The sequence below is a fragment of the Alteribacillus sp. HJP-4 genome, assembly GCF_042139015.1.
Classification (GTDB): Bacteria; Bacillota; Bacilli; order Bacillales; family Marinococcaceae; genus JBHIKY01.
On record NZ_JBHIKY010000007.1, the window covers coordinates 1 to 25,566 of the forward strand.

The window sequence follows — 25,566 nt, forward strand, 5'->3', positions numbered from 1 at the left end:
AATTTATGAAGTATTATAACAATGAGCGTATCCAAGAAAAATTAGGCTACCATACACCAATAGATTTTGGTGACATGGTAGCCTAAGAAGGTGTTTTATTACTGTCTCATATAACTAGGTCAGTCTATAGATACAGTTTTTTTATCATCATTGCACCCCGTCATCTACATTGCTCTTCTAGTTATCGTACACCTTTTTTAAACATTTTTCATAAGAAATGCACAGACTTCTTTTCCCTGAACTTTACCCGCAGTGCCCCTTGCACAATATGTAAAACAGAGGCCGGAATCCCCTGCCCCTGTTCATTTCTATATATAATAAAAGTAGATTCTGTACAGCATACGTAAAGAATCTCTATTTGGATGAGGTAACATACAAGAATAGTTCAAAAGATTGATATTTTGCTAGTCTATCATTCTATTCTAACGGAAGAAGACAGGCTTCAACAGCTAAATCATACTTAATAATACATAATTCAATAGAAACAATCCGGAAATGATGTACATTAACGGAGATACAGCACGAGGGCTGCCGAGGGCAATTTTCAGGATGGGGTACGCAATAAAACCAAAGGCAATTCCGTCTGCAATCGAATACGTTAATGGGATCAATCCGATGATAAGGTATGCCGGAAACCACTCCGACATATCATGAAAACGTATATGCTTGATCTGTTGTACCATCAATCCGCCGACAATAATTAATACTGGAGCAATAGCACCGTCCGGCACTGCCGTGAAAACCGGGGCAAAAACAATGGCACCAAGAAATAACATTCCCGTAACCACTGCTGTCAATCCCGTTCTACCCCCTTCTGCAATACCCGCCGCACTTTCCACCGTTGGAATTGTCGGCGATGTTCCTAAAAAACCGCAGCTTAGTGCTGATAATGCTGTTGCTTGATACGATCTGGAAAATTTTGACCGATCCGGGAGCATGCCGTGAAGAAGTCCCATACTCTCAAACATAATAATAATAGTCAGGGAAAACACTGCTGTCCAAAAGGAAAGCTGAAGCACACCGCTGAAGTCAGCCGCTGTCCATAGTGAAGTATATCCACTGTAAGTAACTGATTCTCCTCCGTTATCATTATGAATCCCAAAGAGATAAGCCGCTGCTGACGATGCAGCTATTCCGAGCAAAAAGCTGCCTTTTATTCCCCTTACAAACAAAATTAACGTAGCTGTCAATCCGAATAGAGTCAATAATGCATGGGGAGCTGCCAAATTGCCGAGTGTTACAAACGTTTCTTCATCTGCTGCAATCAGGCCGCCTTTTTGAAGACCGATAAACGACAAGAAAATCCCGACTCCGACTGTTATCCCGTGCTTTAATGAATCTGGCACTGCACCAGACAGCTTCGCTGCAAACGGTGTTATGGCAGAAATAAAAAATATGAGGCCAGCTAGTAGAACCGCAGCCAGTCCCTGCTGCCAGCTCAAACCGAAACCGATGACGAGTGTATAGGTAAAAAAAGCATTAATGCCCATTCCTGGTGTCAAAACCATAGGTGCATTGCCCCACAGCCCAATGAAAAAACAACCTGCCGCTGTAGCAAGCACAGTGGCAAGCAGGGCGTAAGAATAGGGCATTCCAGTATCAGCTAAAATTGCCGGGTTGACAACTAAAATGTATGCAACGGTAAAAAAGGAGGTCATTCCTGCAAGCAGTTCCTGCTTAACCGTGACTCCGTGTTCTTTTAATCGAAATAGTTGATTCATAGCACTTTATCCTCTTTTCATAATTAAACCTTGCCTGCACCAGATGCAGCCGGCGAAGTCTTGGCTTCTATAAAAATTTATTTTTAGCTGATTTTTCCTATTAAAAAAGGCTACGTGCCTCCTGAGTGAACAGAAAGCTCGTAGCCTGGAGAATATTGGTCTCCTGTAGAAACCCCGGACCCATGCTGTCCGGAATATACGAGTGTTGTTTATTAATTTGCCAAGAAGTATTATATCGGAAGAAGCACTGCCAGTCAATATACTTCCTTACGTTTTCCTATAAGATGGCTTTCTTCTCATTGACGGAACAAAATTATCAATTTATGATAAAATTTATTTAGTATTGATAATTTTCATGGAAAAAGAATAATAGATCTTTGAGGTGAAACGAATGAACGTGGTTGCTATTGATATGGATGGAACACTTTTACATTCAGATGGATATATTTCTGAAAAGAATACTTTGGCTTTACGAAAATTGCAGGAGCAGGGAAATAAATTAGTAATTGCAACAGGCAGAGGGATATCTGATGTACATCGTCTGCTCGGTGAAGTAGATATAACACCTGATGGTATTGTGGCATTGAATGGAGCTATAATATCCTGGGAAGGGAATATTATAAAAGAATCTCATATGAAACGTGACAGTGCTGTATCCCTGATTCAATGGCTCGAGGAAAATAAATATTACTATCAAATTTATACAAATGATGGTCTGTATTCTCCGCCTCGATCCCGGGAATATTTTATGAATGACTTGAATATATATACTTCTGATAAAGAAGATGGAGATGCAATTAATGAAGCTGTCCGGCGCAGAGCCGACGGACATTGGCGGCAGGCGCAGATGAAGAAACTGCACCATTCTGATCAGATTGAAGAAAAGCAGTTGAATGTTTACAAGTTTTTAATTATTTCTATGCTCGAAGACAAACTCACCTCGTGCAGAATGCAATGGAATGAAAAAGAAAATATTTTTATCACTTCTTCCGGCCGGGACAATCTTGAAATTATGCACCCTTCTATTCAAAAAGGAAATGGCCTGCTTTATCTAGTAAGGCACGCAGATTTATCAATAGAATCCACTTATGCTATAGGTGATAATTACAATGATCTTCCGATGTTTAATGCAGCTAAATATAGTATTGCCATGGGAAATGCCGAGGAAGATGTGAAACGGGTGGCAAGCTGTGAAACAAAAGTGAATGACGAGGACGGAGTCGCTCATGCGATTGAATCAATAATTCTTCCTTCATCAGCCCCGGTGAGATAAACCATTTTTGTTATTGCCGAGGGTATTGACTCCTGCTATAATGGCTTCTGTATGTAAAAATTAATAAAAAACCCTCATCCCTTTAGATGAGGTAGAGGCGCGGACAACATGAGTATTCTCTGTAAGAATGACAACGATGATCAGGGAAAAAAGGGTTTTTCGCCGAAGCTGGTTTTTTTCAGTCAAGAAATTCCGGCTGGGTCTGTGTTGAATAAACACAGGACTGCCGCGATGAATTATCGCGGAGGACTACCGCGGACGGGGATGCTTTGTACAAAACTGCCCGGACGCTGTGTCCGGCAGTTTTTTTATACTGAAGAGAAAGGAGAAATCAACGATGCAGTATCCTGAAGTTATTTCTTTACTGCCTCCTCTATTAGCCCTTCTCATGATTATCCTGACAAGAAAAGTACTGCCATCCCTTGGCCTCGGGATTATCATTGGTGCGCTGCTGCTGAACAATTGGTCGGTCAGTGAAGCTTTTCTTCAAATTTGGACTATCTTTTCCGGGCTGTTCTACACTGAAGGCGCTATCAACAATTGGGAATTATACATTATTATATTTCTGCTCATCCTTGGAGTAATGGCTGCTTTAATCAGTTTTTCAGGTGGAAGCCGCGCCTTTGGTGAATGGGCACTGCAGCGTGTCAAAACTCGTACAGGCGCTCAGCTTGTTACATTGTTGTTTGGTATTCTCATTTTTATTGATGATTATTTTAACAGCCTTACGGTCGGCCAGGTGAGCCGGCCATTAACTGACAGACATCGAATATCACGGGCCAAGCTCGCTTATATCGTCGATTCGGCAGCAGCCCCAGTCTGTGTAATTGCTCCACTTTCTAGCTGGGGAGCGTATATCATAACGATCATTGCCGATCAGCAGTCCCAATATGGAGGACTGGAAGGCTTTATCTACATGATACCAATGAATTTTTATGCCCTTACTGCTATTTTATTTGTTTTTCTAGCTATCGTATGGAAGCTTGATTTTGGCCCCATGCGTAAACACGAAAAGCGCGCTCTCTTATCGGGGGAAGTACTGGACCCTTCCCATAAAGCCATCCCCGGCGGGGGTAAGATGCAGGACATTCCAGAACAAAAAGGGAAGGTTCTGGACCTGGCCGCTCCGATTTTAGTTCTGGTAGTCAGTACCGTTGTTTTCATGATTATCACTGGAGCTAATGCAGTCGACGAGGCAACTCCACTGTCTGTATTTGCTGAAACGGATGTAGCTGGTTCACTCGTATATGGCGGATTAGTTGGACTCGGGGTTACAATCCTATTAAATTTGATAAAACGCCCTGCACCTGCCGGATTTTTGAAAACTGTCGGTACGGGAATTAAATCAATGCTTCCGGCGATATATATTTTGATTCTTGCGTGGATAATCGTTGCCATCATTGACGAACTTGGAACCGGTCCATATCTTGCCGACCAGATTGACGGGCGTATTTCATTATTTTTGCTGCCAGCCATATTGTTTGTGATCGGAGGATTTATGGCCTTTTCGACAGGGACCTCCTGGGGTACGTTTACCTTGATGCTTCCGATTGCGGCAGACATTGCAGCTGAGCTCGACCCGTCCATGGTACTGTCAATGATGGCAGCTGTGCTGGCAGGAGCAATATTGGGAGACCATTGTTCCCCAATTTCTGATACAACGATTCTTTCATCTACGGGGGCAGGAAGCCATCATATGGACCACGTAATGACCCAACTTCCGTATGCACTGCTGTCAGCAGCAGGTGCACTGGCGGGCTTTCTTGTCCTCGGCGGAAGTGGAAGCACGATTTTAGGATTGCTGAGCGCCCTATCAGTAACAATACTGCTGGCGTTACTGCTTCGTAAGAGCTCCGCTCCTCTTGAAAGTTCGGAGCAGTAAGTAGAACTGACAGCCTGTTGTGATGCTTCAGTGACAATAGGCTTTTTATTCTCCCAATACTTTATTTACTATTTTTCGATAAGAAATTTGTTTAAAAGTGAATGAGAAAGGAAAAATGTAAATAGAAGCACTGTAACGGATTAATCAGGGGGTGTAAAAGTGGAAGTATTATTTATTATTGTCGTTGTTCTTATCATCGCGGTTTATTTTTCACCTTTCTTTATGGAAAGTCTGCAAGCCTCGTTCCCTTATTTTAACTCTCTCATGCACGTCCGCTATACTATTATCTTTGGCGGAGTCGGCCTGCTGTTTGCTTTAACAGCAGAAACGGTCGATATTAATGATATTTTTACCGGTATGATCGCAGGCAGCTTTATTGACTTTTTGTTGAAGGGCCAGCCGAAGAATACGCCGTAATAAGAATGTGAATGCTTTATCAGTAAAGAAAAGCCGAGGCTTGCCACCAGGGCAATGGCGTCTACAAGTATAATGAAGATGGCCCTTCCTATTGGGAGGGGTTTTCTTCGTGAATGGTGGAGCAGGCAGGACGCACCCGGGAATCCGCCTATTCTTTCATAAGCTGGAACTTAATAAAATACAAAACGAAACGCTTCCGATTATCATTTCTGATATAATCGGAAGCGTTTTTTACTCTTCAGATACCGGTGTGTCCCGGCCTCTTTGAGTTTCATTTGATTAAACTGTTTTCGGAACGAGGTTAAAGCAGCGCTTATAAATCCAATTGTAGTCTTTTTCAGTCAGATCACGTGGATTCCCTTCCGTCTGCGGATCATTCTGAGCTTCCTTGGACAGCCGTTCGATCATATCGCTGCTGACGCCCTGCTCTTCGAGATTTGGTATGTCGAGGTCATCTGCGAGATCGTACATCCAATTTACTGCTGCTTTGGCTGCTTCCTCTGTAGTCATATGAGCCGTATTGATACCAAAGGCTTTCGCAACACGGGCAAAACGCTCAGGAGCACCTTTCCAGTTGTATTCCATAACCGGTCCCATCATTGTAGCTACACATTGGCCGTGTGCTACCGGAATGATCCCGCCGAGCGTCTGGCTCATCGCATGGGCAGCTCCTGCAGATTCACTTCCGTAAGACAGCCCTGCGAGCATAGCAGCCTGAGCCATTCCATAGCGTGCCTCCAAATCCGTTCCGTCCGCATATGCACGGCGGATGTAAGAAGCAGCGTATTCCATTGCCATCAGAGCTACAGCATCGGTGATTGGCTGAGCAAATTTCATCGTATAGCATTCTACTGCGTGGGCAATTGCGTCAATGCCGGTCATCGCTGTGACATGCGGAGGCATGGAAACATGCAGCTCCGGATCAATGAGGGTAAGATGAGCAGCAATTAACGGTCCCCCGGTATTGAATTTAAATTCACGGTCTTCATCCGTAATTACAGCCCATTGTGTTACTTCGGACCCTGTGCCGGCGGTTGTCGGGATCGTAGTCAACGGCGGGATGCGGTTTTCCAGAGGCTTTTTGCCTTCCGCTGCTTCATAATCAAGCACAGAGCCTTCATGAGTGGCTTCAACACCTATTGCTTTCGCGGTATCCATAGAGCTGCCTCCTCCGACAGCGACGAGACCGTTGCATCCGTTTTCTTTGTATACCTTTGATCCCTCACCAACTAGACGGACAGGAGGATTTGGTTCAACTTTGTTAAAAAGTACGACCGATACACCAGATTTTTCAAGATTCTCTAACACTGGATTTACGACACCTGCATTGTAGATTCCCGGATCGGTAACGAGAAGTATTTTATCTGCTCCAAGTGCTTTGATTTCTTCTCCAATGTTTTTAATGGCTCCGATTCCGTGTTTGATCGTCGTCGGAATCTCAAATGTGTGGTAATTTAACATGTGTTCTATTTTCATATTCATACTCATAAAAAATACCTCCTGAAATTAATAGTAATTATTCAAACCAGCCAATTGGTTCAGGCTTTTTATTCCGGAATATATGCTTCGTCTCCGTATATTCTTCTAAACCGGCATGCCCGAGTTCCCGGCCAATGCCTGACTGCTTATATCCCCCCCACGGTGCCTGAGCAAAGTATGGGTGGAAATCATTGATCCAAACGGTACCCATGCGGAGTTTTCCCGCAGCATTTTCTGCTTTTGAAATGTCGCTGGAAAATACTGCACCAGCCAGTCCGTAAATAGTATCGTTGGCTCTTTCAACAGCTTCTTCCTCGGTTTTAAATTTTTCAATTGTCAAGACTGGACCGAATACTTCCTCCTGAACAATTTTCATGTCTGAGGTGCAGTTCGTAAAGATGGTTGGCAGATAGAAAAAGCCACTTTCCAATTCCTTTTGTTCTGGCCGCTTTCCGCCGATTTCAAGCTTTGCGCCTTCCTGTCTGCCAATTTCAACGTACGATTCTACCTTCGCTCTCTGTTCTGCGGAAATGAGAGGACCCGATTGAGTACTTTCATCAAAACCATTTCCAAGCTTAATCGATTCAGCACGCTTCACAAGAGTCTCAACAAACTCATCATGAATACTTTCTTCTATAAGTAAGCGTGATCCAGCAGAACAAACCTGTCCTGCATGAAAGAAGACAGCATTTAGTGCCTGATCGACTGCCGTGTCAAAGTCGGCATCGGCAAATACAATATTAGGGTTTTTACCACCCAGCTCTAAGGCGATCTTTTTTACGTTCGTACTTGCTGCCTGCATAATTTTCTTTCCGGTTTCAATACCTCCGGTAAAAGAGATGAGATCCACCGAAATATTTTCTGAAAGCTCTGCGCCAACAGACGCTCCCGCTCCAAGTACAAGGTTGGCAACCCCATTAGGAACACCGGCTTCCTCCATTAACTCAAAAACCTTAACTGTAGTAAGTGGAGTAATTTCACTTGGCTTTACAATAATGGTGTTTCCGGCAGCTAATGCCGGAGCGATTTTCCAGGCTGCCTGTAAAAGTGGATAATTCCACGGTGTTATCTGGCCACACACGCCAACAGGCTCACGGACCACTCTGCTTTCAGAATCCGGAAGAGGGGAAGAAATGACTTCTCCACCGTCTTTATCAGCCAGTCCGGCAAAATATTGAAAGACATTTGCGATATCATCCATATCTGCCCGGCTTTCCTCGATTGTTTTTCCCGTATCAAGGGTTTCAAGTTCTGATAATTCCTCTTTATCCCGGCGAATAAGCTCTGCAATTTTTTGAACCAGTTCTCCACGTTCACTTGCCGGAGTCACTGCCCATTCTCCCTCATCAAATGTTTTTCGGGCTGCGGCAATCGCAAGCTTTGCATCTTCTCGATTACCTTCGGCAGCTTCTGCAATAACTTCTTGATTATATGGATTGATAATCTCTCGGGTCTCTTTTGATTTTGCATCTGTCCAGACTCCATTGATGAACATTTTTTTTCGTTCCATTTCTGCCCCTCCTTACAAACTATTAACATTATGATTAAATTTGTTAAATAAAAATTTAACGTTTTGAACAATATAAATCTATCATCTGACTATTTTTTTGTCAAAGTAGAACAGCACAATATATTTTTTAAAAAAACGAGGATGATATCAGTGAGCACACCTCCCGCCTGATGAAAATTGTTTAGCCTTTGACATCTATTTTTATTACGTTATGATTATAACTTGTAAAGAAAAAATTTAACGAATTTAATTAATTGAACGAGAGGAGGGACAGCATGTCTGACAATCAAGATCAGGCGGCACGTGAATCGATAAATTTTGCGAAGGATCTTGTGGTGGATTCAATTGCAGAAACTATGGATTTGTACGGTGTGACACGTAGTGTCGGCACTCTCTACGGAACAATGTATCTAGAAGGGGATATGACACTGGATGAAATGCGGGAAAAGCTCGGAATGAGTAAACCAAGCATGAGTACCGGTGTTAAAAAGCTTCAGGAGTTCAATGTCGTAAAAAAGACATTTCGAAGAGGCAAAAGAAAGCAGACGTATGTAGCCGAAAAAGATTTCTTCCGATTTTTTACTAACTTTTTCAGTCAGAAATGGGAAAGAGAAGTAAAGTTAAATCTGGACTCCATCCATCAGGCGCAGCAGCAGCTTGAAATCATTTTATCTCAAAATGAGATTTCTGCCGACATATTGGAAGAAGCAAATGCTTTATATGAACTTCTTGAGAGATCAAAGGCCTACTACCGCTGGCTTGACCGATTAGTGCATTCTATCCAGACTGGAGAAATTTTCTCTTTTATTCCTTTAGAAGAAGAGAATGAATGATAAAAAATACCATGTGTCCTGATTAAAAGAACATCATTGGTTCTTTGGGCGGGATACGTGTGCATCGAATAGATTTCATAATATTTACAATTTTCTATATAATATACTTTTGGGGTGATGCAGATGAAAGAAAAGAACACATCTTTATTAAAAACCATTGGTTTTGCCGCATTGATGATCGGCGTTATCATTTATGTAATATTAACTGATACTGATATAGCCTGGGGCGGCTTTGTTTCCATGCTATTATTTTATGCACTTATTTACTATATTGGTGCGTTCTTTGCAGCCAAAAAATCAGAGTCGTTAAGCGACATGATGGTGGCAAAACGCAGTATCCCTCTTGGTGTTGCAATGTTTACGATGGCTGCAACCTGGGTTGGCGGAGGCTATATTAACGGCACCGCTGAATCAACATACGCAGACGGTCTCGTGTGGGCACAGGCACCATGGGGCTATGCACTCAGTTTAATTATAGGTGGGATTTTTTACGCGAGAAAGATGCGCCGCTTTGAATTCATGACTATTATAGATCCACTGGAGCAGCGCTTTGGAAGCAAAATGGCAGGTATTTTATACATCCCGGCGCTCCTTGGTGAATTATTTTGGAGTGGAGCCATCCTGACAGCACTCGGCACTACCTTCGGAACCATTCTGGGGCTTGACTTCTCTACGTCTATTATTATTTCTGCTATTATAGCTATTGCTTATACAGTATTTGGCGGCATGTGGGCAGTAGCTTATACCGATGTATTTCAAATGGCAATTCTTCTGATTGGACTGTTTTTAGTGTTACCATTTGCTTTTGGAAATGTCGGCAGTCTCAGTGTAAATTGGGAGAATTATCAGGCTGATTTCGGAACGTACGCTAACCTTTTTCCTCCGTTGGACGGATGGAACCATCCTGATTGGGGCAATTATTATTGGAATTGGTGGGATTATGCATTGCTGCTTATTTTCGGCGGTATCGCGTGGCAGGTCTATTTCCAGCGCGTGTTGTCCGCAAAGGATGAAAACACAGCAATGTGGCTGTCTATTTCAGCCGGTTTCATATGTCTCATTGCTGCTCTTCCAGCAGTTCTCATTGGGATAATAGGCTATAATGCAGATTGGAGCGCGTTTGGAGCACAGGCTCCTGAATCAGCCGCAATGGTACTCCCGCAGGTGCTGCGCTTTTTAACTCCTGAGCTGATCGCAGCGGTCGGTCTTGGCGCATTGGCTGCGGCAGTAATGTCCTCTATGGACTCTTCCATTTTATCTGCGTCCTCTATGGCTGCCTGGAATATTTACCGCCCGTTAATCAAACCGAAAGCGGGAGAGGCTGAACTGAAGAAAGTCATCAAGCGCTCCATTATTATTGTCGGAGTAGCTGCAATGATCATCGCTTTAAACGTAGGCAGTGTTTACACTTTATGGTATCTTGCCTCCGACCTTGTATATTGTATTCTCTTTCCGCAGCTGACAATGGCACTATTTTATAAAAATGCGAATTTTTACGGTTCCTTAGCCGGCTTTGCGATAGCAGTGTTTCTTCGTCTTGGCGGCGGAGAACCTGCGATCGGACTTCCGCATTTTCTTCCGTATCCGATGTTTGAAGATGGCCTTGTGCTCTTTCCATTTCGGACTCTTGCGATGGCAGCTGCATTCATTACTATTTTCATCGTTTCAGAATTAACGAAGAAAAAATGTCCGCCCAAACGACTTCTTATGCCGCACGAACATGTGAACAATCGGGCAATGGAGCAAAAATAAATCTAATTACAGTTGGGACATATCCCAGTAAATAAAGATGGGAGACTGCGACAAAAACCCAAATGAAAGCCTGCAGGACGGCGACTCCGAACGTACATTTCATCTTTCATCAGATTAAAATAAAGCGCTTCTGACTATCATCATTGATAACCGGAAGCGCTTTTTACTTTTCACAGACCGTTATGTCCCGGCCTCTTTTCTGTGCACATAAAAATGGAGTCAGGATTGAATTCATCCTCACTCCATTTTGTTCTTGTGAAATACTTTTGATGCAGCCCCGTTTGGTTATTTCACGATCATAACAGGACAGTGCACTCTTTTCGCTACTTTGTGGCTCACACTGCCGAGTACCATTGTTTGAAGCTGATTTAACCCGCGGCTGCCAAGTACAACGCAGTCATACTCTCCATCGTTTGCAAATTTTACGATAGTCGGACCCGGCTCTCCGTGCTTAAGATGAATCTCATAAGAAATATTTTTTTCTTTTAATTTAATTTCAATTGGCTCAAGCTTTTCTTTCCGCTTTGATTGAATTACATCCTTATCACCATATCGAAGAACATCGGACTTAGATTTATCTCCGTCGACAATATAAATAATGTCAATGTGACCTGCTTGTTCTCTTTCTGCCAGAGCAATTGCATGATCTGCAGAGCGGAGAGAATGCTCAGATCCGTCGGCAGCCAGTAATATTTTTTCGTACATATTCGTTCACCGTCCTATTTGATTAGTGGCCGGAGGATAATCCATCAAGCTTATTCATGAGCTGAGAGCTTTCTTTGTTTATGCCTTTAAAAGTCACAGCGATATCTCTCTGTCCAAATTTAGTTTTTATCTTTTCAATTGCTTCCACTGCTGAATCATCCCATACATGGGCTCTTGTTAAATCTATTGTGACTTTGTTGATATTTTCATTATAATTAAAGCTTTTCACAAAGTCAGTAACTGAAGCGAAAAAGATTTGTCCATCAACGGTATAGATTTTTTCGTTCTTCTCTTTTCCAGCTTCTTTCGTAACATGAACTTTAGAAATCTTAGCGGCAAAGAAAATAGCACTAAGCACTACGCCGGCGAGTACCCCTTTGGAGAGATCGTGCGTAATCACTACTGTCGCGACGGTAACTACCATAACGGTAGAGTCACTCTTTGGCACCTTGGTCATCATCCGAAGTGAGCTCCAGTCAAACGTACTGATGGCTACCATAATCATCACCCCGGCGAGAGCTGCTAATGGTATTTGAACGACCAGATTTCCGAGGACAAGCATAAGAAAAAGTAAAAAAACTGCTGCTACAAAGGCGGATAATCTACCTTTACCGCCTGATTTTACATTAATAACCGATTGACCAATCATCGCACAGCCCGCCATTCCACCGAAAAAACCGGTAACGACATTTGCATACCCCTGGCCCCGCGCTTCCTTGTCTTTATTGCTTTCCGTATCTGTCATATCATCCACAATGGTAGCTGTTAACAGAGATTCAAGCAGGCCGACCACTGTAAGCGCCAGTGCATAAGGGAAAATAATAATTAAGGTTTCAAGGTTAAGAGGTATTGCTGGAAGCAAGAACACCGGCAGAGTATCAGGCAGAGCACCCATGTCCCCTACATTTCTAACATCAGATCCAATAAATACAGCAAGTGCTGTAACAATAATAATGGCAATCAGTGTAGATGGAACTGCTTTGGTGAACTTTGGAAATAAATAAATGATAGCTAGAGTTAAGGCAACAAAGGTATACATTACCCAGCCTTCTCCTTTAAAATGATCAAACTGAGCGGTGAAAATGAGGATCGCCAGTGCATTAACAAAACCGACCATCACAGAGCGTGGAATAAATTTCATTAACCTCGACAATCCGCTGAATCCAAAAATAATTTGCAGTATTCCTGTTAAAATCGTTGCTGCGAGCAGATATTCCAGGCCGTGCTCAGCAACGAGTGTAATCATTAATAAAGCCATAGCCCCTGTCGCTGCAGAAATCATTCCAGGTCTGCCTCCTACAAACGAGATGACAAGTGCAATACAAAAAGAAGCGTAGAGACCTACCTTTGGATCTACTCCTGCGATGATCGAAAAGGCAATTGCTTCTGGAATAAGAGCCAATGCCACCACGATTCCGGCTAAAATATCTCCGCGGATATTGCCGAACCATTCATTTTTCAGTTGTGCTGCGTTCACTTGTTATCTCCTCTTTTCAATTTTTTTGAGCAGAACGTTGTTTCTCACCGTACGTTCAAGCCTTTTTTTACAAATAGCTTATGTCTCCGTTACATAAGCTCCCGTTGTGAACATGCGGATTGTATCACACAATCGATATACTTCAAAACGCTTCTAATTGCTATGTAAGCGTGAATCATCTTTGTTTTTCTTTTTATTTCTTCTTATTTCATTCACTTACTTCAATAAAAAAAGCTACCCACAATATGGATAACTTTAGTGCTTATAGTTTTCCTTCCCATTCACTATAAAACTGTTCTAAATAGCTGATCATATATTTTTGACGCTGATTGGCAACTTTTTTAGCCGTTTCTGTATTCATTAAACTTTTCAATAGAAATAATTTGTCGAAGAAATGTTGAATAGCTGTGTCGCGGTTATCTTTGTCCTCCGCAGCCGGTTCGTGCAGCGGTTTACCATGTGACCCTGAGTAGGCAAAGGCGCGGGCAATCCCGATGGCTCCAATGGCATCAAGGCGGTCCGCATCCTGCACAATCCGTCCCTCCAGTGTATTCATTGGCGGATTGGATCCTTTTCTCCATGACATCGTTTTAATTATATCCATAACATGATCTCGTTTATGTGAATTTTCCACATGCTGGTCCAGCCAATTTTTCACGTTGGCTTGTCCTGCATGCTCTGTCTCATTCAATTTTGAATCAGCAATATCATGCAGCCAGGCCGCTAATTCGCAAATAAATCTGTCGGCCCCTTCTTCCTCTGCCAGTCGAACCGACCAGACAGCCACTCGGTGTGAATGCCAGAAGTCATGGGCGGGATCTGTATTTTGAAAAAAACGATGTGCCTCGGTTTTCGCCTGCTGCAGAATGTATTTATCGTTCTTTAAATATTCCATTTCTCTCCCTCCTCTTTTTATCATAGCATCCTTCTTCCTGAGACGCACAAAGTTCTTTTCTAAATATACAGATTTTGTTCTTTAAATGCACTATCGAACAAGGCGCAGCCCCGTTTGATTTATGATAAAATATAGCTTATGGATTTGCAGGCAAAGGAGGCAGCCCCTTGCAAACATTAACGAAAGAAAAAATTCGCTCCCTGGTCGGCCAGAAAATATACCAACGGGGGAGTGCCTATTATAGAGAAGACAGAGTTACTCATATAGAAACGAATAAGGTTGGCTCTTTTACTCAAGTCTCCGCTCGTGTGATCGGCTCAAAATCTTACCACACAGAAGTTCTCTTAAATGAAGAAAGTGAGGTACGTGACGAGTTCTGTACATGCCCAGCATTTGAAGGCGGGTTTGATTATTGCAAACACATTGCTGCACTGCTGCTTACCCAGACCGGAGCACCCAGCCGACCATCCACTGATCTTCCTTCATTTTTCAAAAAAAAGCAGAAACAGCCGGATGAATGGGAGCAGACTTCTTCACTAAAGAAACTGTTCGTAGATTATTTTGCCGGACGAATGCAGACAGTCGAATCGATTGGTGAAGCACTAAAGACAGAATATGCCTTGAGCTTTCGAACGGACCATTCACATTCACAGGAATACTACTTTTCTATTCAACTAAAGATCGGCACTGATAAAAAATATGTAGTAAAGGATATTGAAGCACTGCTTGCTGCGATGCGGCAGCGTTCGTTACTTCCTTTCACCAAAAAATTTACCTTTGATCCTACGAACCATTACTTTAAAGAAGAGGATCTTGCTGTTTTGAGAAAGCTCGAGGACATCCTTCGAAATCAAAGCTGGGGGGAGGGGCAGCGCGGCTATTTTATGAGCGGTTCTGGACAAAAGAGTGAAGTCGAGGTACCTCCCGTTGCAGCAAATGATATGTTAAACGCATTATTTTCATGCGAAAATGTCTATATACGTACTTCCTTTGGCAGCGAAATCCCTTTAACCGTTAAACAAAGCTGGCCGGGAGAGTTTGTTTTAAACAGAGAGAAGAACCATTATTATTTAACTTATTCTTCATTCGCCTATCCACCGCGAAACGTAAGTCTTACTCCTTATTATTTATGGAACGATAAGCTCTATGAAACGAAAGAAGAAGACAGGTCGACAAAACTGCTGTTTCACATGCTTATGGATACACCGAAGGGACGCCTCCCTTTGAAAAAAGACGAGCTAGAACAAGTGTATGCGAACATCGTTTTACCGTTAAAAGAAAAATCACGTTTGAAGTTGGACAATGAGGTTGAAAAAAACGTCATTGAACACCCTTTACAGGCAAAGGTGTACTTAGAAGCGCTGGAAGGTTCCATTCAGGCGGAGCCGCTTTTCACCTACGGCTCTCATTCCTTTCATGCAGTAACTGAGGAAAGGCCCCCCGCTGAAGATGACAGGCTGATTTCTAGAAATGTACAAAAGGAAGAAGAGATTCTGCAGCTATTTGAGGAAGCAGGATTCCATTGGAACGGCAAAGCCTTATCCCTGACCGATGAAGAGGATATCATTTATTTTCTGCTTGAAATTCTGCCGGAACTGAAGAAAAAAGCAGTCGTATTCATGAGCAGAGATCTTGATAACATGATTGTTGAATCGTCTTCATTTTCTCTAGAGTCAAAGCTTGATTCCTCTCTCAGCTGGCTCGATATCTCCTTTCAGACCGATGATCTTGATGAGCAGGAGCTTTATGAGCTGATGCGCTCATTAAAAGAAAAAAAGAAATTCCATAAAACGAGGGACGGCCGTTTTGTACCGCTAGAGGATGAGATGTTTGAAGACCTTCGCTCTCTGCTTACAGATGAATCAGCTACTGACTTTGAGAACGGTTCTCTTCGGTTTCCCGCCTATAAAGCCTTTCAAATGGACCAATACATGGAATCCGGCAGAAGATGGGCAAAGGATGAAAGTCTTGAAAAGCTTTTGAGTGATATTAGAACACCAGAAGAGAGACACTCTCCGCTTCCGGCTGGATTGAATGCGTCTCTGCGGGATTACCAGGAAAAGGGATATCAATGGTTCAAGGTATTATCAGAGTATGGATTCGGCGGGATTCTTGCAGATGATATGGGTCTTGGAAAAACGTTACAGACGCTTACCTTTATATTGTCAGAACGAGAGATTTCCCAGGCAGAGCCTCCTTTTCTGGTGGTTGCCCCATCCTCTCTTGTTTATAACTGGGAAAAGGAAGCAGCGTTTTTCACACCACGTCTTCGGACCAGTATTATTCAGGGCAGCAAAGAAGAGCGGCGCCAGCAATTGACGAACATAAATGGCAGCGACGTCCTGATCACTTCTTATCCATTACTGCGACGGGATACTGATTTATACGAGGACCTTGAGTTTCAGGGCATCATTCTGGATGAAGCCCAGGCTGTAAAAAATCACACCTCCAAAACCTTCCGGTCGGTCAGACAGCTGAAAACAAAAAAAGCATTCGCATTAAGCGGAACGCCCATAGAAAATAAAGTTGAGGAGCTTTGGTCCTTATTTGCGATTTTAATGCCAGGGTTATTTTCGGACATTAAAGCCTTTAAATCGTTAGAGCCAAAACAGGTAAGTCAGCGAATCTCCCCTTTTATCCTAAGGCGCACTAAGAAAGAAGTATTAAAGGAACTGCCGGATAAAATTGAAACGACCAGACATTGTGAACTTTCCAAAAAGCAACGAGAAACCTATGTTGCTTATCTAAATAGAATTAAGACAGAAACAGCCCTCCAGCTTGAAGCTGGTTTTCAGCAGAACCGAATGAACATTCTCGCCAACTTAACAAGACTTCGTCAGCTCTGCTGCCATCCAGGCATGTTTCTTGAGGATTACACAGGAGGTTCCGGCAAACTGGATGAACTGATGGAATTCATGCAGGAAGCCAGAGAAAATAATAACCGAGTACTCGTGTTTTCCCAGTTCACTACAATGCTGAGCATTATTTCAGAAGCATTTAATAAAGAAGGTCTCGATTACTTTTATCTGGATGGCCAAACACCTTCCCAGGAGAGACTGGCATTGACGGAACGTTTTAATCAAGGCGAAAAAGAAGCATTTCTTATTTCATTGAAAGCAGGCGGAACTGGATTGAATCTCACAGGGGCAGATACAGTAGTTCTCTTTGATTTATGGTGGAATCCTGCTGTTGAGAACCAGGCTGCCGACCGTGCCCACCGGATTGGCCAAAAACAGGTGGTGCAGGTGATGAAACTTATATCACAGGGAACTATAGAAGAAAAAATACAACAGCTCCAGGATAAGAAAAAAGCATTGTTCGATCAGGTAATTCAATCCGGTGAAACAAGCCTGAGTTCTTTATCAGAAAATGATATAAGGGAGCTGCTCGAATTATAGAGAGGGGAAAACGCATGCCAGCAAGTAAACAAACAGCTCTATTTGCGATATTTTCGGCTCTTTCTGTTGTTGGAGCTTCCATTAAAATTCCGGCCGGGCTGACAAGCCTCGCGCTTGATTCGGCACCGGCTCTTGTGGCTGCTGCTTTAATTAACCCTTTTTTCGGTGCCGGCATCGCTTTTGCCGGTCATCTATTATCCGCTCTGCTGGGCGGGTTTCCGCTTGGCCCGTTTCATTTAATTATCAGCATAGAGATGTTCTTGCTCATTCTTTTGTTTGGCAGTGTATATCAAAAGGGAGCCATTTTTCCTTCTTGCTTCCTATTTTGGACGGGAAATACATTTCTTGCGCCGCTTCCTTTTATTTGGCTGATCTCCCCTGCATTTTATTCAGCTGCTGTGCCTGGACTCCTAATTGCTTCATCAATAAACATCGTCATAGCTGTATTGCTCGTGCCGCGCCTGTCCTCAATATGGAATAAAAATAAACAGGTGATATAAGCCTTTGAGGGCTAAACTCCTCCTCCAAATAAAATTTATTGCTTTGATTGTAAATTTACAGTAAAATTCAAGCTATAAGCGCAGTATATTTAAGTATATACATTACGCTCATACAGGAGGTGACACCTCATTCATTAATGAGGGGTGCTAATTGGACATAGCTCATTTATTATTGGCGGCAGTGCTGATCGGGTTGACCGCATTTTTCGTGACTACGGAATTTGCCCTGGTGAAGGTGAGAACTTCAAAGATTGATCAGCTCGTGGAAGAAGGCAGCAAAAGAGCACTGGCCGCCAAAAAAGTAATTACTGATCTTGATGACTATTTATCTGTCTGCAAGTTCGGCATTACCGTAACAACACTAGGTCTTGGGTGGATGGGAGAACCAACTGTCGAAAGACTGCTTCATCCAGTCTTTCAACAATTTGCGCTTTCGGATAACACGGTCACCCTTTTAAGCTTTGGAATAGCATTCTCTATCATTACATTTCTTCATGTTGTGATAGGCGAGCTTGCTCCTAAGGCACTGGCCATCCAAAAAGCAGAAGCAATGTCCCTGATGCTTGCAGGACCGATTATCCTGCTATATAAAATTATGTACCCGTTAATATGGATTCTGAACGGGTCAGCACGAATCCTCACAAAAGCATTTGGACTGCAGCCGGCATCGGAATACGATTCAGCCCATTCGGAGGAAGAACTGCGTATTATGTTGACGGAAAGCTATCAAAAGGGTGAAATCAATCAGTCAGAATTTAAATACGTCAACCGAATTTTTGACTTTGATAATCGCCTGGCAAAAGAAATTATGATTCCCCGTACGGAGATGATTACTTTATCTAATGAAGCATCGCTTGAGGACAGCTTATCAACCATGACTAGTGAGCGCTTCACCCGTTATCCAGTTGTTAATGGAGATAAAGATCACATTGTCGGAATGATTCATGCAAAAGAAGTATTCGGCGATCTCGTATCGACGGAGCGGCACCTTATTGATTTATCAAAATATCTCCGGCCGGTCATACAAATGATTGAGGCTACGCCAATTTCTGAATTGTTAATCACTATGCAGAAAGAACGGACTCATATGGCAATTATTTTAGATGAATATGGCGGCACTGCCGGTCTTGTGACAGCGGAAGATATCATAGAGGAAATCGTCGGGGAAATGCGAGACGAATTTGATGCAGAAGAAAATCCCTTCATCCAGAAAGTGAATGACGATGATACACATTATCTTCTCGATGGGAAAGTGCTTATCGAAGAAGTAAACGACCTTCTCGGCATCTCCATTGATGACGATGATATAGATACAATTGGAGGCTGGCTTCTCTCTGAGCGGTATAACATTATTAAAGGCGACATCGTCTCCTTTGAAGATTGTACATTCACCCTGAAGGAAGCAGAAGGCCACCAAATAAAAGTAATTGAAGTGAAAAAAGAAGCAGGCAGTGAAGATTCCGATTCTGAGGAAGAGCTGGACGATTCAAGCCCCATCTATAGACAAAATTCTATTTCATAATTGAAAAAGCTTCCCTTTATCAGCTGAAAGCTGCAGGGAAGCTTTTCTTATCATATCCTCTCTAAACTTCTCTTCCCCGCAGCAGAAAGAATCCACCGTTAGAAACATTCTATATAATGGAAAGAGAGTCTTTCTTGACCACTTTGAATTGAGGAGTGATTGGATGACATTGCATATTACACATTTAGACCACATACAGCTTGCCGCTCCTGAAGGGTGCGAACAGGCTGCAAGAAAGTTTTACAGCGGCATCCTCTGCATGAAAGAAATAGAAAAACCTGATTTACTTAAGAGAAAAGGAGGATGCTGGTTCGCATTTGGTTCACTCCAGCTTCATATCGGCGTTGAAACACCATTTCAGCCGGCAGCAAAAGCTCATCCGGCCTTTGCAGCCACAGATTTGCATGAACTGAAGAAAATTCTTGAAAACCACGGGTATCCCTGTACAGCAGATGACTCCATTCCGGGAGTTCAGCGTTTCTATACAAAGGATCCGTTTGGCAACAGGCTGGAATTTATAGGTAAGTAGTGGAAGTTGTAAGGGTAGGTGATACGCAGCAGGCAGTCACTGTCATTTTCTCCGGACATTGATTCCGCTTATTACTTCAAACAGCTTGATTTTATGGATTTGCCTGACTTGTGTTCCACTATTGCTAGTATGGTGGCCAATTTTCTATCTCTATTCAGTAAATAACGCACCTGATGTGCTCACTTTAGAAATAGGCTTCATTTGATCAAATCACGGGTCTCATGTATCCTGCCAAGCACACAGCCTGGTTTATTGTTCAGGCTGCTTTCGCTCTACCTTTTTTCACCTATTCAAGAAAACAGCTCATAATCGTCTCCAGCGCCTCCCTTGAAGAAATATCCTCCGCTAAGAGAGGGAGGTAAAGCTTTTCTCTTGAGGAAAACATTTCTTCAATTTGTGTTAAGTATCGCTTTTCCTGATTTCTGCGTTTTTGAATAAACTCACTATCTCCAGCATGAACCGGCATGCATTTATTCACAACAAGCGCATTCACACGCAGCTCTGTTTTTTCCAGCAGCTTCACTGCTCTCTTTGTTTCTGCGATCGGAAGCTTTTCCGGGACAAGTACATAAATGTAAGCTGTCCTTTTATTGTCCATGAGGACTTTTCTTGCGGCTGAAAATTTATCCTTTCTATTCATAAGCACCCGGTATATCGGATCATCGACCGGTTCTCCATCATTTAACCATTGGGAATAATTTTCATTAATAGACTGACGCCGCTGCAGCATCCCTTCAATCCATGCTTCCATCAATTCCGGCAAAGACAATAATCTCACTGTATGACCGGTAGGCGCTGTATCAAACACGATCAAATCAAAGTTTTCTTTTTCATCTAGCACTATTTCCACGAGCCTGTCAAACAAAGCCGCCTCCTCAGAGCCGGGGGAGACAGCCGCCATATCAATCTGGCGGTTCACCTCCTCTGCCATATGAGATTTGACAAGCCCTTTTAAGTTATCCTTCACTTGATTGATGTAGCGCCTGGATTCATTTTCAGGACTGATTTCAAGTCCCCAAAGACAGTCCGTCAATTTTCTCTTTTTGTCTCCGATCTCCTCATCGAAAAGATCGCTCAGATTATGAGCAGGATCCGTCGAAACGAGCAACGTCTTTTTGCGTTTTTTGGCAGCGGCAAGTGCAAAAGCTGAGGAAGATGTTGACTTGCCTACGCCGCCTTTTCCTCCAAAAAATACGATATCAAAAGAAAACAGATTTTCCATTACCTTCCTCCTTTCTATTTAACAGCAGCGAATTCCCGATAACGGTGATTTATCCATTCCCATCCGTAAATGCCAGTCATGAAACCGCTCCACCATTTCCGGATAGAGCTCCAGCGTGTAGTAGGAAGCAGGATTCGGCAGGCCAAGCAGATCTGAAAAACAAAGCAGTAAAAACAAATCATCTTCATCACGGATTTCTCGTTTTATCTCGGCGCGGTGCGGAAGCTTCAAAACCTCATCGTAGAATTCCAGCAAGCTTCTTATACTTAATTTTTTTTCCATGGTTATCCCCCCATGATTATATCGTGCCTATACGAAAAGGGCCGCAATTCTGCAGAAAGTACTGCCCTGCAGAAAGGACCCTTTTCTTCCTTTCTTTATTTTATCATGTTTACTTAATCATTATCCGGTTCTGTATTCGGCTTTTCTCTTCTAAACAATGCAATTGCTTCTAATAAAATCCAGATGGCAAACCCGAGAATTATCGCGCCTAATACGAATAAGAGAATCTGCGCATCGGCGTCACCGAGACCGGACCACTGGAACAGAACCTGCTGCGTCATCGCCCAAAGGGTCATAAACAATAAGAATATCATCGGAACAAGGGTAAATAGGAAGTTCCTTCCTTTCCGGCGAAGCCAGATCGAGATCAGCAGTAAGCTGATACCCGCCAGGAGCTGGTTCGATGTACCAAACAGCGGCCAGAGCAGATATCCACCGGAACCAAACCCACGATCATCTCCAGGGAGAAGAACGAGCGCTGTACTTGCCCCAACAGCCATGGCTGTGGCGACATGCTTCTTCGTTAACGCCGGAGCTTTATACTCCTGGCCAAGCTCTGATATGATGTAGCGCATCAGCCGGACAGAGGTATCAAGCGTGGTAGCGGCAAAGCTTACTACAATAACCGCTACAATCGTTTCAGCCACTCCGGCCGGAAGCCCGAGTCCGGTGGCGAGCTGCCCCGCCCCTCCGATGAAGTGTCCCAGTCCATCTGCATTTGCAATAGTATAGCTTTCGTACGCGGACAGGAAGTCAGATTGAGTAGCAAAGAAGGTTGTCACTGCCAGGATGGTTATCAGTGCCAATGTTCCTTCGCCGACTGCCCCAAAATAACCGACAAATCTGGCATCCGTTTCTTTGTTCAGCTGTTTTGAAGTGGTACCGGAGGAAACAAGTCCGTGAAAACCTGAAATAGCCCCGCATGCAATCGTAATAAATAACAGTGGGAACCATGAGACATCAGAAACACCTCTTGTCGCAGGTGCTGATATTTCTGGAGCTGGCCAAGTGAACAGCAGCCCTAGATATAAAATGGCAAGACCTACAACCAGCTGGTGGGAGTTAATGTAATCCCGTGGCTGCAAAAGCTTCCATACTGGCAGAATCGATGCGATATATACATAGATCATAAGAATCGCTATCCATATCATAAATGCCCAGGATACTGCCCCAAGACCAAGCGGTCCCGCCGCTTCCTCTCCGCCAAAATAGCTGACAATATCAATCTGCAGAGCAGGTACATTCGCAGCAATTACCGCTGCTGCATACATGACAGCAAGCGCTATTATAGAAGGGACCAGCATATTGCCGCCTTTTTTGTTTACTTTATAGCCGATCCATATTGCAAGCGGTATCTGGATGAAAACTGGCAGAACACTTGCTGGAAATGAAACAAATAAATTCGAAATAACCCATGCAAAGACAGCGTTTACCATTAATACTAGAATAAGAATGATAAACAAAAATAAGAGCTTGGCACGGCGGCCGATAATTCTTTCGGCTAATGTACCGATGGACTGTCCTTTATTACGGACTGATAATACCAGTGTTCCAAAATCATGAACCCCCGCAGCAAAGACCGTGCCGAGAACGACCCACAAAAAAGCGGGAAGCCATCCCCAATAGACGGCAACAGCAGGCCCTACAATCGGTGCTGCCCCGGCGACGGAAGTAAAATGGTGACCCCAGAGAACCCATTTATTTGTTGGTACAAAGTCTACGCCATCCCGGAATTCATGTGCCGGTGTGCGGAAATTTGGATCTAAGCGATAAATGCGTTCAGCGATAAACTTAGAATAATACCGGTATCCGAGGGCAAATACTATAATCCCTATAACCGCTAAAACAATAGCTGGCATGAGCGCCTCTTCCTTTCTGCATTGGATTAAAAAAATAGATAACGCTTACATATTGGTGATTTTTTCCTCCTTTCCGCTATATTCCTATGCTTATAGTAGTAGTTTGATTATAAAAGAAATTATGATAATTTGCGAATAATTTCTTAAAATACTATTCTAACAATAATTTTGCCAAATGTTTAGCCTTTAATTTTGACCGAGAGCCTTTGCAAAGAAGCTGGATAGTAAAATAATGATGAATAAGGACGGCCCCATAGCTGCAAACAGAAAAGAAAGCGGCCGTGACTTTATCAGCGGACTAAAAAAGAAAGAGATCGATGATGCCATCGTCACGCCAATAAAAAATCCGACTAAATCATAGGTAAGTATAATAAAAAGACCGTGGAGAGCTCCAAGAGAGCCAAAGATAAACACACCTAGAAGCGGATAAACAAGCCAGGTTTCGAGCGGCTTTAACAACTGCAGCAGCAATTCCCCTGCCGCAGCTCCTGCATATGTATGTACAGTTAATATAAAAGCCAGCAGTAAAAATTGATTGATATCGCCAAGACTGATTGTATAAAAAATAAACAACAATAAGGTGACGGAGCAGGCAAGGCCGCTTCCTTTTAAATAACGAATAATTGCACTTTGTGATGAAGCCTCCATAATATCCTCCTGAGTCCAAACTTCTTTTTAGTATACATCATATTTACTCCCCATTGCTTTTCAAACTCATAAGGCTGTGCTATATTTAAGAAAATATTATATTTCCACTAGGGGTGTCGGAAGACTGAGAGAGGCGTGCTGCCTCAACTCTTAGAACCTGAACTGGCTCAGACCAGCGTAGGAAAGTGGTGCGGCAGGCTTCTTGTCACACAGACAAGAGTGTTTTAAAAAATCAGTCGTCTCCTTTCCCCCTTTGAGGATATGAAAGGAGTATTTTTATGCAATCCAATCGACTAGTCATTATGATAGAAGTCGCTATTATGGCTGCACTGGCAGTCATCCTCAGCTATATCAAATTTTCAGCACTCTGGGCAATGGGAGGTTCAATTTCCCTTGTCATGGTTCCTATCTTCATTATGGCTTTCCGGAGAGGATGGAAAATCGGAGTACTCACAGGCTTTATTTATGGAATGGTTCAGCTGTTGTTTGGTCCAACGATTGTTCACCCTGTTCAATATATTTTAGAATATCCGATTGCTTTCGCCGTGCTGGGATTTGCCGGAGTATTTGCCGGTAAACAAAGCAGACAGGACCGACTGCCGCTGGCTTTAATGATTACAGGTATAGGATTTGCTACTTTGCTCAGATTTCTGGATCATTTTGCTTCCGGTATTATCTGGTTTGGGGCTTACGCTCCTGATGGTATGCCGGTCTCTGCGTATTCAGCAATTTATAACGCTTCATATCTTGTGCCGGAAATGCTGATAACGATGGTGATTGTCGTTCTTATTTCCAGATACAGGCCGCAATTTTTCATTGAAACTAAAAGATCCCCTCAGGCCGCAGCGTAATGCCTGCCTTTCATCATGAAGGGCAGGCTTTTTTTTACCATTCAAAAAATAACTTTAATGCAAATGTGATTAGTGTATATCCAATAGATGAGAGAAGAAACGTACGAAAGTGTGCATTGTGTTCAGAAGGCAGTTCTTTTTTCAGCACATTTAAGATCATAGCTCCAGATATAAAGGCAAAAACAATGCCCAGTGCATAGTCAGGCATAGAAACGAACACACCAAGCAGCCAGCCGCTTAAAATCCCTGCAGCAAGAATGTACCTCCCAAGCTCTACATATCTTTTGGCATCCTCTCTCCACAAATCATTCGAAATTGCCATAAAGTGCAGTCCAACAGCTAACCCGTAAAACCACGCCTCTATCCCTTCTATATCAGACCCGAAAACATGGTACGAAATAAACATATTGTACATCCCGAAAAATATTATTTGAATCCAATAGAAGCTTCCTTCACCCTGAGCATGCTTCTGGTAAGCTTTTTCTGCTGCATTATGAACGGCATAAAATACAAGCAGACCAAAGAGCCCCAGCAAATATAATTCTGACTCCATCGCCAGCAGTCCAGATGCTTTGAATTTCTCCTGCTCTTCATGCAGAGAAGGCAGCACATAAACGAAAACATAGGAAACAGCAACTCCACCAGAAAAAGAAACCCATTTAAATCTGCCAACATGAGAAGTCGAAATTAATTTATTTGCAAACAGCTGCACTGTAAGGTAAACGATGATTATCAGCGTCGGATCGAGCATTGTCTTTGTTCTCCCTTCCCATGGGAATTGAAATTTTAATAATAACCGCCATTTTCCCAC

Annotated in this window: 22 protein-coding genes and 3 riboswitches; of the genes, 11 read left to right on the forward strand and 11 right to left on the reverse strand. The window is 43.0% G+C overall.

Annotation, left to right across the window (positions count from 1 at the left end):
* Window positions 1-449: 449 nt before the first annotated feature.
* A complete protein-coding gene (locus ACE4RR_RS08010) occupies window positions 450-1,721 on the reverse strand; it encodes an NCS2 family permease (protein WP_375534895.1) in 1,272 nt (423 codons plus the stop codon).
* A 121-nt stretch (window positions 1,722-1,842) separates the two neighbouring features.
* Window positions 1,843-1,943: riboswitch (purine riboswitch) on the reverse strand.
* A gap of 169 nt (window positions 1,944-2,112) precedes the next feature.
* Between ACE4RR_RS08010 and ACE4RR_RS08015 the strand changes: the two genes are divergently transcribed.
* The 4 genes from ACE4RR_RS08015 to ACE4RR_RS08030 all read left to right on the forward strand — a co-directional run bounded on the left by ACE4RR_RS08015 (window position 2,113) and on the right by ACE4RR_RS08030 (window position 5,561).
* Window positions 2,113-2,994: an HAD family hydrolase gene (locus ACE4RR_RS08015; RefSeq protein WP_375534896.1), complete on the forward strand. Its 882-nt coding sequence runs from the start codon at window positions 2,113-2,115 to the stop codon at window positions 2,992-2,994.
* An 84-nt stretch (window positions 2,995-3,078) separates the two neighbouring features.
* A riboswitch (Lysine riboswitch) is annotated at window positions 3,079-3,254 on the forward strand.
* A 77-nt stretch (window positions 3,255-3,331) separates the two neighbouring features.
* Window positions 3,332-4,876 carry a Na+/H+ antiporter NhaC family protein gene (locus ACE4RR_RS08020; protein WP_375534897.1) on the forward strand — a complete coding sequence of 515 codons (1,545 nt, stop codon included), beginning with the start codon at window positions 3,332-3,334 and terminating at the stop codon, window positions 4,874-4,876.
* Between the two features lie 159 nt (window positions 4,877-5,035).
* A complete protein-coding gene (locus tag ACE4RR_RS08025) occupies window positions 5,036-5,293 on the forward strand; it encodes a hypothetical protein (RefSeq protein WP_375534898.1) in 258 nt (85 codons plus the stop codon).
* A gap of 109 nt (window positions 5,294-5,402) precedes the next feature.
* Window positions 5,403-5,561, forward strand: a complete 159-nt coding sequence (locus tag ACE4RR_RS08030; protein WP_375534899.1) for a hypothetical protein — start codon at window positions 5,403-5,405, stop codon at window positions 5,559-5,561.
* Between the two features lie 11 nt (window positions 5,562-5,572).
* Here ACE4RR_RS08030 and gbsB read toward each other — a convergent pair whose 3' ends face one another.
* Both gbsB and betB read right to left on the reverse strand, forming a co-directional pair.
* On the reverse strand, window positions 5,573-6,781 hold the full coding sequence (gbsB, locus tag ACE4RR_RS08035) for a choline dehydrogenase (protein ID WP_375534900.1): 1,209 nt from the start codon (window positions 6,779-6,781) through the stop codon (window positions 5,573-5,575).
* Between the two features lie 28 nt (window positions 6,782-6,809).
* Window positions 6,810-8,282 carry a betaine-aldehyde dehydrogenase gene (betB, locus tag ACE4RR_RS08040; RefSeq protein WP_375534901.1) on the reverse strand — a complete coding sequence of 491 codons (1,473 nt, stop codon included), beginning with the start codon at window positions 8,280-8,282 and terminating at the stop codon, window positions 6,810-6,812.
* A gap of 275 nt (window positions 8,283-8,557) precedes the next feature.
* Between betB and cudC the strand changes: the two genes are divergently transcribed.
* Window positions 8,558-9,115: a choline uptake/conversion transcriptional regulator CudC gene (gene cudC / locus ACE4RR_RS08045; protein WP_375534902.1), complete on the forward strand. Its 558-nt coding sequence runs from the start codon at window positions 8,558-8,560 to the stop codon at window positions 9,113-9,115.
* 174 nt (window positions 9,116-9,289) lie between these two features.
* Window positions 9,290-10,867 (forward strand): high affinity choline transporter 1, encoded by a 1,578-nt coding sequence (locus ACE4RR_RS08050; protein WP_375535092.1) that lies wholly within the window; start codon window positions 9,290-9,292, stop codon window positions 10,865-10,867.
* A gap of 285 nt (window positions 10,868-11,152) precedes the next feature.
* Here ACE4RR_RS08050 and ACE4RR_RS08055 read toward each other — a convergent pair whose 3' ends face one another.
* The 3 genes from ACE4RR_RS08055 to ACE4RR_RS08065 all read right to left on the reverse strand — a co-directional run bounded on the left by ACE4RR_RS08055 (window position 11,153) and on the right by ACE4RR_RS08065 (window position 13,944).
* Window positions 11,153-11,572, reverse strand: coding sequence for a universal stress protein (locus ACE4RR_RS08055; RefSeq protein ID WP_375534903.1), 420 nt, complete (start codon window positions 11,570-11,572; stop codon window positions 11,153-11,155).
* Between the two features lie 22 nt (window positions 11,573-11,594).
* A complete protein-coding gene (locus ACE4RR_RS08060; RefSeq protein WP_375534904.1) occupies window positions 11,595-13,049 on the reverse strand; it encodes a SulP family inorganic anion transporter in 1,455 nt (484 codons plus the stop codon).
* 262 nt (window positions 13,050-13,311) lie between these two features.
* Window positions 13,312-13,944, reverse strand: coding sequence for an HD domain-containing protein (locus tag ACE4RR_RS08065; protein WP_375534905.1), 633 nt, complete (start codon window positions 13,942-13,944; stop codon window positions 13,312-13,314).
* 167 nt (window positions 13,945-14,111) lie between these two features.
* Here ACE4RR_RS08065 and ACE4RR_RS08070 point away from each other — a divergent pair, with 167 nt between their 5' ends.
* The 4 genes from ACE4RR_RS08070 to ACE4RR_RS08085 all read left to right on the forward strand — a co-directional run bounded on the left by ACE4RR_RS08070 (window position 14,112) and on the right by ACE4RR_RS08085 (window position 19,893).
* The gene (locus ACE4RR_RS08070) at window positions 14,112-17,342 is read left to right on the forward strand and encodes a DEAD/DEAH box helicase (protein ID WP_375534906.1); all 3,231 of its coding nucleotides are present in this window, start codon (window positions 14,112-14,114) and stop codon (window positions 17,340-17,342) included.
* 14 nt (window positions 17,343-17,356) lie between these two features.
* Complete coding sequence (locus tag ACE4RR_RS08075; protein WP_375534907.1) at window positions 17,357-17,842, forward strand: ECF transporter S component; 486 nt, start codon at window positions 17,357-17,359, stop codon at window positions 17,840-17,842.
* Window positions 17,843-17,993: 151 nt separating this feature from the next.
* Window positions 17,994-19,364: a hemolysin family protein gene (locus tag ACE4RR_RS08080; RefSeq protein WP_375534908.1), complete on the forward strand. Its 1,371-nt coding sequence runs from the start codon at window positions 17,994-17,996 to the stop codon at window positions 19,362-19,364.
* Between the two features lie 163 nt (window positions 19,365-19,527).
* The gene (locus ACE4RR_RS08085) at window positions 19,528-19,893 is read left to right on the forward strand and encodes a VOC family protein (protein ID WP_375534909.1); all 366 of its coding nucleotides are present in this window, start codon (window positions 19,528-19,530) and stop codon (window positions 19,891-19,893) included.
* A gap of 286 nt (window positions 19,894-20,179) precedes the next feature.
* Here the strand turns inward: ACE4RR_RS08085 and ACE4RR_RS08090 are convergent, their stop codons facing one another.
* The 4 genes from ACE4RR_RS08090 to ACE4RR_RS08105 all read right to left on the reverse strand — a co-directional run bounded on the left by ACE4RR_RS08090 (window position 20,180) and on the right by ACE4RR_RS08105 (window position 23,904).
* Window positions 20,180-21,115 carry an ArsA family ATPase gene (locus ACE4RR_RS08090; protein ID WP_375534910.1) on the reverse strand — a complete coding sequence of 312 codons (936 nt, stop codon included), beginning with the start codon at window positions 21,113-21,115 and terminating at the stop codon, window positions 20,180-20,182.
* Between the two features lie 18 nt (window positions 21,116-21,133).
* Entirely contained in the window at window positions 21,134-21,397 is a 264-nt protein-coding gene (locus ACE4RR_RS08095) for a cory-CC-star protein (RefSeq protein WP_375534911.1), read from the reverse strand.
* A 113-nt stretch (window positions 21,398-21,510) separates the two neighbouring features.
* Window positions 21,511-23,256, reverse strand: a complete 1,746-nt coding sequence (locus ACE4RR_RS08100; protein WP_375534912.1) for a carbon starvation CstA family protein — start codon at window positions 23,254-23,256, stop codon at window positions 21,511-21,513.
* A 186-nt stretch (window positions 23,257-23,442) separates the two neighbouring features.
* Entirely contained in the window at window positions 23,443-23,904 is a 462-nt protein-coding gene (locus tag ACE4RR_RS08105) for a hypothetical protein (RefSeq protein WP_375534913.1), read from the reverse strand.
* Window positions 23,905-24,003: 99 nt separating this feature from the next.
* A riboswitch (TPP riboswitch) is annotated at window positions 24,004-24,105 on the forward strand.
* Between the two features lie 77 nt (window positions 24,106-24,182).
* On the opposite strand from ACE4RR_RS08105, the gene thiT reads away from it, so the two are divergent.
* The gene (gene thiT / locus ACE4RR_RS08110; protein WP_375534914.1) at window positions 24,183-24,755 is read left to right on the forward strand and encodes an energy-coupled thiamine transporter ThiT; all 573 of its coding nucleotides are present in this window, start codon (window positions 24,183-24,185) and stop codon (window positions 24,753-24,755) included.
* Between the two features lie 34 nt (window positions 24,756-24,789).
* Here thiT and ACE4RR_RS08115 read toward each other — a convergent pair whose 3' ends face one another.
* Window positions 24,790-25,506, reverse strand: coding sequence for a hypothetical protein (locus ACE4RR_RS08115; RefSeq protein WP_375534915.1), 717 nt, complete (start codon window positions 25,504-25,506; stop codon window positions 24,790-24,792).
* Window positions 25,507-25,566: the final 60 nt, after the last annotated feature.

Bases quoted from the DNA above. Each gene is read 5' to 3' on its own strand.
- ACE4RR_RS08105 (WP_375534913.1), bottom strand. From the start codon at position 23,904: ATGGAGGCTTCATCACAAAGTGCAATTATTCGTTATTTAAAAGGAAGC.
- ACE4RR_RS08055 (WP_375534903.1), bottom strand. From the start codon at position 11,572: ATGTACGAAAAAATATTACTGGCTGCCGACGGATCTGAGCATTCTCTC.
- ACE4RR_RS08010 (WP_375534895.1), bottom strand. From the start codon at position 1,721: ATGAATCAACTATTTCGATTAAAAGAACACGGAGTCACGGTTAAGCAG.
- cudC (WP_375534902.1), top strand. From the start codon at position 8,558: ATGTCTGACAATCAAGATCAGGCGGCACGTGAATCGATAAATTTTGCG.
- ACE4RR_RS08115 (WP_375534915.1), bottom strand. From the start codon at position 25,506: ATGCTCGATCCGACGCTGATAATCATCGTTTACCTTACAGTGCAGCTG.
- betB (WP_375534901.1), bottom strand. From the start codon at position 8,282: ATGGAACGAAAAAAAATGTTCATCAATGGAGTCTGGACAGATGCAAAA.
- ACE4RR_RS08065 (WP_375534905.1), bottom strand. From the start codon at position 13,944: ATGGAATATTTAAAGAACGATAAATACATTCTGCAGCAGGCGAAAACC.
- thiT (WP_375534914.1), top strand. From the start codon at position 24,183: ATGCAATCCAATCGACTAGTCATTATGATAGAAGTCGCTATTATGGCT.
- ACE4RR_RS08075 (WP_375534907.1), top strand. From the start codon at position 17,357: ATGCCAGCAAGTAAACAAACAGCTCTATTTGCGATATTTTCGGCTCTT.
- ACE4RR_RS08095 (WP_375534911.1), bottom strand. From the start codon at position 21,397: ATGGAAAAAAAATTAAGTATAAGAAGCTTGCTGGAATTCTACGATGAG.
- ACE4RR_RS08020 (WP_375534897.1), top strand. From the start codon at position 3,332: ATGCAGTATCCTGAAGTTATTTCTTTACTGCCTCCTCTATTAGCCCTT.
- gbsB (WP_375534900.1), bottom strand. From the start codon at position 6,781: ATGAGTATGAATATGAAAATAGAACACATGTTAAATTACCACACATTT.
- ACE4RR_RS08015 (WP_375534896.1), top strand. From the start codon at position 2,113: ATGAACGTGGTTGCTATTGATATGGATGGAACACTTTTACATTCAGAT.
- ACE4RR_RS08100 (WP_375534912.1), bottom strand. From the start codon at position 23,256: ATGCCAGCTATTGTTTTAGCGGTTATAGGGATTATAGTATTTGCCCTC.
- ACE4RR_RS08050 (WP_375535092.1), top strand. From the start codon at position 9,290: ATGATCGGCGTTATCATTTATGTAATATTAACTGATACTGATATAGCC.
- ACE4RR_RS08090 (WP_375534910.1), bottom strand. From the start codon at position 21,115: ATGGAAAATCTGTTTTCTTTTGATATCGTATTTTTTGGAGGAAAAGGC.
- ACE4RR_RS08085 (WP_375534909.1), top strand. From the start codon at position 19,528: ATGACATTGCATATTACACATTTAGACCACATACAGCTTGCCGCTCCT.